Below are 12361 nucleotides of genomic sequence, written 5' to 3' on the forward strand. Positions count from 1 at the left end.
TAAATAAAATCAATATGACACATATATATAAATATATTCCGGTTATCATCTTACTGTCAGGAAGCATCTTAGCTTCGTGCGATGACTTCTTGAGTGAGGTTCCGGACAACCGTACAGAGGTCAACACAGAAGCAAATGTAAAAGCGCTGATAACTTCAGCCTATCCCGAAGCCTCAGCCATGTTCTTAGGGGAGTACTCTTCCGACAACGTAGACGACTATGGCCCCAGTAATCCCTATACCTATTTATTCATTGAGCAAATGGCATACTGGAAAGATGTTACAGAAACGAACGGACAAGAAGATCCGTATGCCTTGTGGAGCCGGTCATATAAATCAATCTCCGCAGCCAATCAGGCGCTGGAAGCCATAGAAGAGCTGGGAACTCCTGCCAGTCTGAAACCATTCAAGGCAGAAGCCCTGTTATGTAGGGCATATGCACACTTCATACTGGTCAATATTTTCTGCCAGCACTACACTGAAAAGTATGCAACCAAAGACATGGGTATACCTTATGTGAAGGTACCGGAAACCCAGCTGATAGTAGAATATGACCGTATCACAGTGGATAGTGTCTATAAAGAAATCAACAAGGATATAGAAGAAGCACTCCCCATGATCAAAGACGCGTACAGTGTACCCAAATATCACTTCAACACCAAGGCTGCCTATGCATTTGCCACACGTTTCAACTTATATGCCGGACGATGGGACAAAGTGATAGAATATGCAGATAAAGTACTAACCTCCAACCCCGCAGTTATGATGAGGAATATGGAGGCACGCGCCAAAATGACAAGAGACGAAGATGTATATACCAAAGACTATATCAAACCGGAATATAACTGTAATCTGATGTTAATGACTTCACTATCACAGGCAGGAAGATACTTTGGCCCTTACTTTAACATGTCGCGTATTACGCACGGAGCCCTCATCGCCGAATATGAAACATTAAAGGCCGACGGACCATGGGGAAGATATACCAACTATCATGTCCTCCCATTCATATACCAAGGAACCAATCTTGATAAGACTCTGACAATGAAGTTACCATTCTTGTTTGAATACCTCGATCCCGTTGCAATGATAGGCTATCCACACACCGTATACACAGCCTTCAGTGCAGAAGAGACTTTACTGGCAAGAACGGAAGCATATATCATGAAAGAGAAATATCAGGAAGCTGTCAGAGACTTCAATATCTGGATCAAAGCCAATACAAAAAGTGCTTATGTACTAAAAGAAGAGGATGTAGAGAAATTTATCAATCCTATTCCTTATTATGAACCGAATGCACCAACACTAAAGAAAAAATTGAATCCCGGATTCACTGTCAAAAGTGGGAAGCAGGAAAGTTTCATCCAATTCTTACTGTTCGTCCGCCGGATACAAACAATTCATGAAGGATTGCGCTGGTTCGACATCAAACGATATGGCATAGAGGTAGACCGCCGTGTAGTCAGTGCCAACGGGAAAGATGTCACCATAGCAGACCAATTGCTTCCCCGTGACCCACGCTGTGCCATACAGCTTCCACAGGAAGTCATCAATGCCGGGCTTCCGGCCAACCCGAGATAAACACATTCGTTACAACAAAAATAAAAACCTGAGAATATGAAAAGTAAATGGATATTCCTGATTCCTGTCATAGTAGGCTTCATAGCCTGCACTGATGACGAACCGGACAAGAACCATAGTATTATTACCGTAGAAACCGGTGAACAAAACGAATTTGACGGATGGTTGTTAAACAACTATATATATCCTTACAACATCGAGTTCAAATACCGGATGGAAGATATTGAATCGGATATGGACTATACATTGGTTCCCGCAGAAATGAAAAAGTCAGTACAATTGGCCAAGCTCATCAAACATCTTTGTATTGAAGCCTATGATGAACTGGCTGGTCCGGATTACATCCGAAACTATTTTCCCAAAGTAATTCATATCATAGGCAGTTTTGCTTTTCGCAACAACGGAACATTCGAACTGGGTACTGCCGAAGGAGGGATGAAAATCACTTTATACGGAGCTAACTACATTGATCCGACCAATATCAACCTACTTAACGAATGGTATTTTAAAACCATTCACCATGAATTTACGCATATCTTTACTCAGACCAAAGAGTACACGAGCGACTTTCAGTTAATATCCGGTACGTCGTATGTGGGCGATGCCTGGAATGATTATTGGAGTAGTGATGCAGATGCACAAAAAGCCGGTTTTGTCAGCCAATATGCCAGTAAAGAGGCCAACGAGGATTTTGCCGAAAATGTATGTATCTATCTGACTCAATCTTCCAAACAATGGGACGCCATGTTGACTGGAGCCGGAACAGCCGGAGCTGAAATTATAAAACAGAAATTTGAAGTTGTATACAACTATATGAAAGACAGCTGGAACATCGACCTAAACCAGCTTAGAGACATCGTACAACGCCGCTCTTCTGAGATAGACAAACTCGATCTGGAAAACTTTTAAACAGAACAAAAATGAAAAAAATAGTAATCATATTATTATTGCCGCTTCTATTAGGCTCCTGCTTTAAAGATAATGAAGATATCTTCGACAGCCCGGCCGCCGAAAGAATCGCACAGGCATTAAGGGAATATCAGGAAGCATTGGTGAGTTCCGAATACGGATGGTCTATGGAATACTACCCGCAAGGATCACAGGCTTACGGAGGATATATGTACACGCTCCAGTTCACCAGTTCAGAAGTAAAAGTCAGAATGGATTTATCTCCCGGAAAAGAAGAGAGCAGTCTGTGGCGTTTAATATCAGATAACGGTCCTGTACTTACTTTTGATACTTATAATTCATTGTTACACTATTTCTCTACTCCATATTCTGATCTCTATCAGGGGTTGGAAGGAGATTACGAATTTATATTAATGAGTAAAACCGATACCCAAATCATATTACAAGGCAAAAAGACCGGAAACAAAATCGTAATGAACAAACTGACTGTACCTGCCAAAGAGTACATGGATAAAGTAGAATACACAAAAAAGAATGCGATAGCTCCTATTTATAAAATGAATGTCAATGGAGAGGAAGTTTCCATAGAAAAAGGTGCCAACCGCACTTTCACTCTAAATTATGAAGATGGGGGAAAAACTATTTCTACAGAAGTACCCTATATCTACACAGACACAGGCATCCGCTTCTATCAACCGGTCACTATCTCAGGAAACTCTATTGAAAGTATGCAATATTCGGTTGAACAAGATATATTAAGCACAGACAATGGAAATGCCCAAATTAGTTTTGAACTAATGAAAGTGAATAAATTCTTTGCCCAATCAAAGGCTTCCTGGTATTTTTCTCCGGACGAAATGAGTGATTTCGTTCTGACTTATTGGAAATATACAGATCGCCAGCTTGCTACCAACTTCGCAGAAGCTACTACCGGATTATCTTTCATATATCTGGGATACTACAAAGATGAAAGCACTTATGCCGTAGTAACCGGCGCCACCCGGGTAGACAACTCTTCTATCGCCTGGTGGAGCTATTATTCATTCGATTTCCTTACGGTAAAGAATACGGAAAATGAAATAGAACTTGACTTTACAAATAAAGGCTATATCAACGGAGGTGCATTTTGGACAGGTGGATATCAGGAGTTTGTCAGTATTATTACAAACTATAGTCCTTATATCATGGAAGCTGATAATCCCAAATATCCGACAAAAATTAAATTCACAAGTATTGATAAACCAGAAGAGGTGTGGTTCACCGTCTCAGCTAAATAAAGAGTTATGAAAAAATATTTTTATCTATGCTTATTTATGCTTTGCATACTAAACATAGGATGCAATGACAATGAAGAGGAGAATTCCTCCCCTACTTTTAAAGTGATCAGTGCCAGTACCAGCCTACCTGCTATCGGAGGAACGGGTGAGATTGAATTATCGGTGGTAGGAGACTATGTGGTGACTTCTACAGAAGAGTGGTGTGCCCCTGTTCTATCGGGAAATAAAGTACTCCTGACAATCTCTGCCAATGAAGATATTACCGGAAGAAATGCTTTGATAGAAATCTGTATGGGAACAGAAAGTACAGTTGTCCCCGTCACACAGTTAGGAGCTATTTTCTCCACCAACTTTCCAGCTTTCTATAATTTCTCTACAACAGGAGAGCGAAAAGCATATTATCTGAAAAGCAACTTACCATACGAAATAAAATACGATTCTAAATGGTTATCGCATAAAGTCGAAGGCGATTCCGTTATTTTCACTTCCATTCCGTACGAAGAAGGAACATTGACCGAAAAAATCATCCCGGTCACTATCAGATGTGGAAAAACACAACAAACTTATTCTTTCTGCCAAACCATCTATAAAGATTTTCAGGGAAAATATGACATCAGCTATATAGATAAAACCAATAAAACGGTATCGCATACAGCTCAATTATTAAAATATCAACCTGATAAGTATGTGATGATTGATGGTCCGATGTCTGGTGCGCAGTTCGTTGTAGACTATGATAACGGAAAACTAATTATCGCTGCCGGGCAGTATTTGGGTACTTCAACACCTTTGTTTGTATATAATTGTGTATTGGCCGATAATGACAATATCACATGGGATAAAAGCAGCCAGTACATGGCTATCCCGGAAATACGTGATGGAAAGGTAAGACTGTCATTCAAAGACAATGGCACATTCCCCGGCAACAAGGTCATAGGATTATATTTCGCGGGATTCTCTACCAAAGAGCCTTCGAGTGGCAGTTACGCCGGAGGATTGGATCGGGCTATAGACATAGTTATGATAAAGCAATAACGTGTATTTCAATTTATATATAGTATTCATTAAAAAATTTGTATTATGGGAAAGTATTACTTTTTTGCGATTCTGCTATGCAGTCTGACTTTTTCGTTAAAGTCTCAGGCAGCAGGATTCAGCGGTGGTAAAGGGACGGAAACCGAACCTTATCTGATCAAGACTGCTCAGGATCTGGAAGATATGGCAGATGCCATCACTAAGGACAACCAGTTTGCAGATACTTACTTCCAACTTGCTAACGATATCGAGCTGGAAGGTACTCAATTTTCAATTGGGAGTAAATCAATTCCATTCAAGGGGAGTTTCGACGGAAATAATAAGACGATTAGTAATCTGATTGTTTTCCCAAGTGGGCAAAACGGTGCAGGACTTTTCGGAGGTACAGATCTTAGTGCTGTCATTAAAAATCTGACATTAGCTTCTGCACGTATTGTATCTGTAGGAAGTGAAGAGGCTTATTATGTGGCAGGAATTTGCGGATACAATAAAGGAAAAATAAGTAATTGTATCGTTAAAAGCTCAACGATTCAGGGAAGTAAATACGTTGGAGGCATTGCAGGCAACAATATAGGCGGGAATATTGAAAATTGTAATTTCTCCGGAAAAGCGTCCGGTGGTTGGTGGATCGGAGGTATCGTCGGAGGCATGGACAAGGAGTATTCCCTGAATACATGCGGAAACATCACGAACTGTTACAATACCGGAGAGATATTTGGCGTGAAACACGTGGGAGGAATTACAGGAGCCTTTAATAATGCAGGTTCTCTCAGTCAATGTTACAATATGGGGAGTATATCAATTTCCGGTGGTAGCGAAATGGGGTACGACTACGAGACAGAAGCTGGTGTAGGCGGTATTGCAGGATTTATTGCCAGTAATGCCGTTATAGAGAAAAGTGTCAACTTCGGAAAAGTAGAGAGCATACAGAGTGCCACTTCTTCTTATGTGGGTGGTGTTGTAGGACGTTGCTATTCGGCGATAGTGCAGAAATGCTATAATACAATGCCCTGCAAAGGAAACAACTATGCATATGTAGGAGGAATAGTAGGAAGCTATGCAGGAAGCAGCAAGTTAGAATCATGCTACACCATAGCTGGCGGACAAAGTGACTATAAGGCAGGTATGATTACCCCTGATCCGGGAAGCGGTCTGGTTGCTAGTATCAAATCTTGCTTTTATGACAAACAAATGCATCGTTCTGCCGGAGGGCCGGGTGAAGGAACATTAACAAAAGATATGATCGGGGAAACCTTGAAAGAAGCACTTGGAGCAGAAGACTGGATTTATGAAGAAGGTATGTATCCACGCCTGAAAGGAATGGAGACAATCCCTAATGCGATACTCACAGCTTCACCGGTTATTTGTTACTCTAATGCTGATGGCAGTGAATTTGATAGATTAGACTATTTGGCACACTCTATCAGCATACCTACAGGAAATTCATTAAGCTGGAAAGTAGATAATACCGAATATCTGAAAATAGAGAATAATCAGGTAACTCTTTTAAAACGTCCGACAGACGAGTTGGTATCTGGTACACTAACAGCTTCTTTGGGGGACATGAATTATAGTTATCCTTTGAGTATTACAGCCGATTTAGGAGGTGACGGTTCAGAAGGTAATCCGTATCAAATTAAAACAGCTAAACAATTCAGCTACTTTGCAACAATGGTTGCAGGAGGTGAAACTTATGAAGGCAAGTACTTCAAACTGATCAACGATTTGGATATGCAGGGAAATAAATCTACCCCTTCAATACCTGTAGGCGCTAAAGACAATCCATTCCAGGGAACATTCGACGGAAATAAAAAAGTAATCGACAATTTTTATTATTCTACTGAAACAACAAGTGCCGCCGGATTATTCAGCTATGTAGGTATAAACGGGACTATAAAAGATCTGACGCTCGGGGCAGGTTCCTATATCAACGGCTCAATGTCAATCGGAGGGATTGTTGGCCAGCTTGGAGGAGTTGTTTATAATTGCAGTAACTACGCCGCAATTTTTGGTATAACAGGTGTTGGTGGCATTGCAGGAGGTTCCGAATACGGAGCTAATGATGGTAAAATATACAACTGCTATAATGCAGGTAAGATCAATTCAACCCGCGGAAACGTAGGTGGTATCATGGGGAATAACTCAGCTTTGAGTATCAATAAGTGTTATAACTTCGGTTACGTGCTTGTTGATGGAACAGGAACTAACCCAACACAGGCCGGAGGTATCCTGGGGTATACCTCAAAACCGGTTTCCGATTGTATCAATTATGGGGTAGTAGCCCACTTATTTGTAGACGCTGCTACAGGAAATACTAAATCGGTAGCCGGAGGTATCATAGGCAGAACCGGAGGAAGTAAAGCAGCACCTGCCATCTTAAAAGACTGTATCAATGTAGGTAGTGTTATTGTCACAGCACGGGGTGTAGCCGGAGCTATCGCAGGTACAATGGCTGCAAGTGATGTTCTGGAAAATTGTTATTATGACTCTCAAATGTGTACAAACGGTTTAGTTGCTGAAGGAGCAACCGCAGTATCAACTCTTGACCTTACTAACGGGACAGCGCTTAAAGATATGAGTGCCGATACATGGAGATTTGCCAATGAACAATATCCTACCTTGAAAGATTTTGCTGAGACCGATGCTGCCAAACTTGCTGCAACCCCGGTTTATCTGGCCACAGGCAATAATTTCAGTACAATAAGCAAAAGCTTTAAAGTAGGCGGAAGCAATGAAACAGTCTGGACTTCAGACAATACCACAGTAGCTGCAATCAACGGCAAAGAGGTTACAATCACACTTCCGGATGAAACAACCCAATGCAACCTGACGGCAACCTACAAAAACAATAGTAAAACCGTATGCCTTTTTGTACTCGATAAGGAAACAGGTACAGGTATTGAAAAGATGGCAGTACAAACAGCATTCACTGTTTATGCCAACGAAGAAATATTGACTGTAGAAAATGCCGCTAACACTTATATTCGTATCTTTGATGCCAGTGGAAAAGTCTGTTTACAGAAAGAAATTATAAATAACATAGATAATATACAGGTACCTTCTGCCGGATTATACATTGTAAAAATCACAAAAGACCAGGTATCCTATACAACAAAAGTTGTAATCGAATAATATTCTCTCTCTCTTTATCTAACAAAAAAGAGAAACCACCTAAAGACATCTGTATAAAAACAGGTCTTTAGGTGGTTTTATAAACTATCCGGAACTAATTTTCAATAAATCCTTGTTATTGAAAAAAAGGCCTCTAAAATACACCAATTTATACTACAAGACGAATAAAAGCACAGTATATCATCACATTAACAACAAAAACACAAGAAAAATAATTGTATTTTCATTTTTTATGTTTTTCTTTGTTACGGAATGATGATATATTAGTTTCTCGATTTCTATTACAAGGTTTTACTTCGTTTGAAAAACGCATTTGTAAACTCTCTGTCGTTTTAATCTTTTTATTATCAATCATCTTCCCGAGAGTTTTATTTCATTATTTATTTTTTATCACTTTCACTATGAACATTTATGTTGGAAACCTTAACTACCGCGTTAAGGAGGCAGATTTGCAACAAGTCATGGAAGACTACGGAACAGTATCTTCAGTAAAAGTTATTATGGATCGCGAAACCGGCAGATCAAAAGGTTTTGCTTTTATTGAAATGGAAGACGATGCTGCTGCTTCAAAAGCTATCGCCGAACTGAATGGCGCAGAATACCACGGTCGTACAATGGTGGTTAAAGAGGCAAGACCCAAATTCTAACAAAAGGAAAAAATGAAATGGCCTTCCGATATACTAAGTGTTGTCGGAAGGTTCTTTCTTTAACAGATTTATCTATATGAAATATCCACAAGACATCGTGATAGAAGAAATCACTGAGAACAAAGAAGCTTTCATCGAATTACTGCTGATAGCAGATCCTTCAGTGGACATGATAACGAAATATCTCAGCAAGGGACATTTATTTACTATGCAGGTAAAAAAAGAGGTTGTATGCGCAGTTGTAGTTGTATCGGATGGGGTCACAGCAGAAATAAAAAATCTGGTTACCCATCCCGATCATTTAAGGAAAGGATATGCCAGCCATATGATCTCCTTTATTATCAATTATTTCCAGGGAACTCCTGAAATCATTGTTGGTACGGGAAGCACCGGTATACCCGAACGGGAATTCTACCAATTGGCATTTTACCGGAAATGCGGCTTTGTTAATTCACACATTATCAGGAACTTCTTCGTTGACAACTATCCCGAACCTATATTCGAAGACAACGGCGAACAATGTATAGATATGGTTTATTTGAAGTACCTCCCGGATAAAAAAGACTAATCTTTCTCTAACTGGAAGTCTTTACGACGAAGCACAAAGCTGTTACTCAGGTATTTTTCACGAACAATCTTATTCGCTGCAAGTTCCTCTGGAGTTCCCTGAAAAAGAATCTTTCCTTCAAACAGAAGATAGGCACGATCTGTTATACTCAACGTCTCCTGCACATTATGGTCAGTAATAAGAATACCGATATTCTTGTCTTTTAGTTTCCAGACAATTTGCTGAATATCTTCTACTGCAATAGGATCTACTCCGGCAAAAGGTTCATCAAGCATAATAAACTTAGGGTCAATAGCCAAACAACGGGCTATTTCCGTACGACGGCGCTCTCCTCCCGAAAGTTGATTTCCTTTATTCTTACGCACTTTCTGCAGACGAAACTCGGCAATCAGGCTCTCCAGCTTTTCTTTCTGATATTCTTTCGGTTTGTTTGTCATTTCAAGCACAGAAGCAATGTTATCTTCCACACTCATCTGACGAAATACGGAAGCCTCCTGTGCCAAATAACCAATACCGGTTTGCGCACGCTTATACACCGGATATTTTGTTATTTCAAGATCATCGAGAAAGATACGGCCCTCATTAGGAGTAATCAGGCCTACGGTCATATAGAATGAGGTAGTCTTACCAGCACCGTTCGGTCCCAGCAAACCTACGATTTCACCTTGCTTCACATTAATGGAAACATGGCTAACCACAGTTCTCTTACCGTACTTTTTTACCAGGTCCTCCGTACGAAGTACCATCTTGCTTTCTTCCATATCTTTGTTATTTTGCGGCAAATGTAGCAAAAATAAGCCGAAAAAACGTACATTTGCAGACAAATATACGAAGTTATGATCAAAGCATTAAGAACGGTTGGGAGATATATGGTGCTGATGGGACGCACTTTCTCGCGGCCTGAACGTATGAGAATGTTCTTCCGTCAATATCTCAATGAGATAGAACAACTAGGGGTGAACTCTATTGGAATCGTACTGCTGATTTCATTTTTCATAGGAGCGGTTATCACCATACAAATCAAGCTGAATATCGAAAGCCCCTGGATGCCTCGTTGGACAGTGGGTTACGTGACCCGCGAAATCATGTTACTGGAATTCTCCTCCTCTATCATGTGTTTGATACTGGCCGGTAAAGTGGGTTCTAATATTGCCTCTGAATTAGGGACAATGCGTGTAACACAGCAAATAGATGCCCTCGAAATAATGGGAGTAAACTCTGCTAACTACCTGATACTTCCCAAAATAGCAGCAATGGTGACAACCATTCCGATTCTGGTAACGTTTAGTATTTTTGCCGGTATCATCGGTGCCTTTGCCACCTGTTGGTTTGGAGGCATTATGACTGCTACCAATTTAGAGTATGGTTTGCAATATATGTTTGTGGAATGGTTTGTGTGGTGCGGTATTATAAAATCGTTATTCTTTGCATTTATCATTGCCAGCGTATCTTCTTTCTTCGGCTATACGGTAGAGGGTGGTTCGATAGCTGTAGGAAAAGCATCTACGGACTCTGTAGTTTCCAGTAGCGTACTAATCTTATTTGCCGACTTGATATTAACTAAACTTTTAATGGGATGATTGAAGTAAAAAGGCTCTATAAGTCATTCGAGGACAAAGCGGTATTGAAAGATATCAATGCCACCTTCGAAAATGGAAAGACTAATCTGATTATTGGTCAGAGTGGTTCGGGAAAGACTGTATTGATGAAATGTATCGTTGGTTTGCTTGTCCCGGAAAAAGGAGAGTTATTATACGACCATCGTAACTTTCTGACCATGGGAAAGAAAGAAAAAAAGATGCTCCGCCGTGAAATGGGCATGATATTCCAGAGTGCTGCTTTATTCGATTCCATGTCTGTATTGGACAATGTAATGTTCCCGCTGAATATGTTTAGCAATGATACGGTACGGGACCGTACCAAACGTGCAATGTTTTGCTTGGACCGTGTAAATCTGACAGAAGCTAAAGATAAATATCCGGGAGAAATCAGTGGAGGTATGCAAAAACGTGTAGCCATTGCAAGGGCTATTGCACTAAATCCTCAGTATCTGTTTTGCGATGAGCCCAACTCTGGTCTTGACCCCAAAACCTCATTGGTAATTGACGATCTCATACATGACATTACCCGCGAATATAATATGACCACCATCATCAATACACATGACATGAACTCCGTTATGGGTATTGGAGAGAAGATTATTTATATTTATGAAGGTACAAAAGAGTGGGAAGGTACAAAAGACGACATTTTTACATCGACCAATAAACGTTTGAACGATTTTATCTTCGCTTCCGACTTACTCCGTAAAGTGAAAGATGTAGAAATACAAAACATAGAAGGTTAAACACAGTACACAGTATAAGAAAGGGCGCACTCACTTCAGAATGCGCCCTTCTTAATTGTAAAAACCAGTTAATAGAATTGACATATATCATCACGACATATTGACTGTCCCTTTTCTTTATAAAACTCTAAAAGAGAGTATTTCAATTACCGCTTCAAAGATAGTCGAAAATTCATACAGAAACATCACTGAAAACCGTGACAAAAGAAAAAATCAATTTACACAATATGAATCCATCCTTGAGCCATAGCCTTTACTACCATATCGATAGCATTCTTTGCATTAAATTTCTGAATCAACCTTCTACGGAATGTTTCAACAGTATTCTCCGTGATCTTCAATCGTCCAGCAATCTCATGCGTACAAAGTCCCTCAGCCACTGCCTGGAGTACTTCTATTTCACGCTTAGTAGGTACGTCTTTAGGGTGTATCTGTGAAGATGTATGTCCCAATTTCTTACGTATCCTCTCAAACCGTGGACAAGTATAGGCTTCACCCCGTAACACACTCTTCACTGCATTTTCTACTTCAATTGAATCGGAGGCCTTTAAAATTACAGAATTCACTCCTTGCCGAACAAGCCTGTTAATATACCATATTTCTTCATGCATCGTATTTACAATAATACGTGCATCTTCATTGAGCTCACGAATCATATCTATCAATTCAAATCCAGATACATCGGGAAGGCCAACATCCAAAATATAAATATCATAATCACGTTCAGCTATTAATCCAACAGCTTCCTCACCAGTTGTTACAGCATTTGCTACCACAACTTCAGGAAGCCGTTTAAGAATATGACATATTCCCTCCAAGATTAATGCATGATCATCAACCAGCAAAATCTCCGCTTTCTCTACCAT

General features: G+C 40.1%; 11 protein-coding genes. 9 read left to right on the top strand and 2 right to left on the bottom strand.

Annotation, left to right across the window (positions count from 1 at the left end; translation table 11 throughout):
• The first annotated feature begins 14 nt into the window (after positions 1-14).
• The 7 genes from K8P02_RS15205 to K8P02_RS15235 all read left to right on the top strand — a co-directional run bounded on the left by K8P02_RS15205 (position 15) and on the right by K8P02_RS15235 (position 9148).
• Entirely contained in the window at positions 15-1580 is a 1566-nt protein-coding gene (locus K8P02_RS15205) for a RagB/SusD family nutrient uptake outer membrane protein (RefSeq protein WP_007487149.1), read from the top strand.
• A 36-nt stretch (positions 1581-1616) separates the two neighbouring features.
• Positions 1617-2489 carry a zinc-binding metallopeptidase gene (locus K8P02_RS15210; RefSeq protein WP_002562372.1) on the top strand — a complete coding sequence of 291 codons (873 nt, stop codon included), beginning with the start codon at positions 1617-1619 and terminating at the stop codon, positions 2487-2489.
• Between the two features lie 11 nt (positions 2490-2500).
• Positions 2501-3766: a DUF4302 domain-containing protein gene (locus K8P02_RS15215; RefSeq protein WP_025868118.1), complete on the top strand. Its 1266-nt coding sequence runs from the start codon at positions 2501-2503 to the stop codon at positions 3764-3766.
• A 6-nt stretch (positions 3767-3772) separates the two neighbouring features.
• Positions 3773-4801 carry a BACON domain-containing protein gene (locus tag K8P02_RS15220; protein ID WP_025868119.1) on the top strand — a complete coding sequence of 343 codons (1029 nt, stop codon included), beginning with the start codon at positions 3773-3775 and terminating at the stop codon, positions 4799-4801.
• Positions 4802-4846: 45 nt separating this feature from the next.
• A complete protein-coding gene (locus tag K8P02_RS15225) occupies positions 4847-7933 on the top strand; it encodes a T9SS type A sorting domain-containing protein (protein ID WP_025868120.1) in 3087 nt (1028 codons plus the stop codon).
• Between the two features lie 401 nt (positions 7934-8334).
• Positions 8335-8580, top strand: a complete 246-nt coding sequence (locus K8P02_RS15230; protein WP_025868121.1) for an RNA recognition motif domain-containing protein — start codon at positions 8335-8337, stop codon at positions 8578-8580.
• Positions 8581-8656: 76 nt separating this feature from the next.
• Entirely contained in the window at positions 8657-9148 is a 492-nt protein-coding gene (locus K8P02_RS15235) for a GNAT family N-acetyltransferase (protein WP_044158565.1), read from the top strand.
• Here the strand turns inward: K8P02_RS15235 and lptB are convergent.
• Complete coding sequence (lptB, locus tag K8P02_RS15240) at positions 9145-9909, bottom strand: LPS export ABC transporter ATP-binding protein (protein ID WP_002562379.1); 765 nt, start codon at positions 9907-9909, stop codon at positions 9145-9147. The genes K8P02_RS15235 and lptB overlap by 4 nt on opposite strands.
• Before the next feature lie 75 nt (positions 9910-9984).
• Here lptB and K8P02_RS15245 point away from each other — a divergent pair, with 75 nt between their 5' ends.
• Positions 9985-10728 (top strand): MlaE family ABC transporter permease, encoded by a 744-nt coding sequence (locus K8P02_RS15245; protein ID WP_002562380.1) that lies wholly within the window; start codon positions 9985-9987, stop codon positions 10726-10728.
• Positions 10725-11495 carry an ABC transporter ATP-binding protein gene (locus tag K8P02_RS15250; RefSeq protein WP_002562381.1) on the top strand — a complete coding sequence of 257 codons (771 nt, stop codon included), beginning with the start codon at positions 10725-10727 and terminating at the stop codon, positions 11493-11495. Before K8P02_RS15245 ends, K8P02_RS15250 begins: the two co-directional genes overlap by 4 nt.
• A 218-nt stretch (positions 11496-11713) precedes the next feature.
• On the opposite strand, the gene K8P02_RS15255 is transcribed toward K8P02_RS15250, so the two are convergent.
• Complete coding sequence (locus K8P02_RS15255; RefSeq protein WP_002562383.1) at positions 11714-12361, bottom strand: response regulator; 648 nt, start codon at positions 12359-12361, stop codon at positions 11714-11716.

It is taken from the genome of Bacteroides nordii, from assembly GCF_019930665.1.
Taxonomy (GTDB): domain Bacteria; phylum Bacteroidota; class Bacteroidia; order Bacteroidales; family Bacteroidaceae; genus Bacteroides; species Bacteroides nordii.

Excerpts from the sequence above, each read along its gene's own strand:
- K8P02_RS15205 (WP_007487149.1), top strand. The coding sequence starts at position 15 with ATGACACATATATATAAATATATTCCGGTTATCATCTTACTGTCAGGA.
- K8P02_RS15210 (WP_002562372.1), top strand. The coding sequence starts at position 1,617 with ATGAAAAGTAAATGGATATTCCTGATTCCTGTCATAGTAGGCTTCATA.
- K8P02_RS15215 (WP_025868118.1), top strand. The coding sequence starts at position 2,501 with ATGAAAAAAATAGTAATCATATTATTATTGCCGCTTCTATTAGGCTCC.
- K8P02_RS15220 (WP_025868119.1), top strand. The coding sequence starts at position 3,773 with ATGAAAAAATATTTTTATCTATGCTTATTTATGCTTTGCATACTAAAC.
- K8P02_RS15225 (WP_025868120.1), top strand. The coding sequence starts at position 4,847 with ATGGGAAAGTATTACTTTTTTGCGATTCTGCTATGCAGTCTGACTTTT.
- K8P02_RS15230 (WP_025868121.1), top strand. The coding sequence starts at position 8,335 with ATGAACATTTATGTTGGAAACCTTAACTACCGCGTTAAGGAGGCAGAT.
- K8P02_RS15235 (WP_044158565.1), top strand. The coding sequence starts at position 8,657 with ATGAAATATCCACAAGACATCGTGATAGAAGAAATCACTGAGAACAAA.
- lptB (WP_002562379.1), bottom strand. The coding sequence starts at position 9,909 with ATGGAAGAAAGCAAGATGGTACTTCGTACGGAGGACCTGGTAAAAAAG.
- K8P02_RS15245 (WP_002562380.1), top strand. The coding sequence starts at position 9,985 with ATGATCAAAGCATTAAGAACGGTTGGGAGATATATGGTGCTGATGGGA.
- K8P02_RS15250 (WP_002562381.1), top strand. The coding sequence starts at position 10,725 with ATGATTGAAGTAAAAAGGCTCTATAAGTCATTCGAGGACAAAGCGGTA.
- K8P02_RS15255 (WP_002562383.1), bottom strand. The coding sequence starts at position 12,361 with ATGGTAGAGAAAGCGGAGATTTTGCTGGTTGATGATCATGCATTAATC.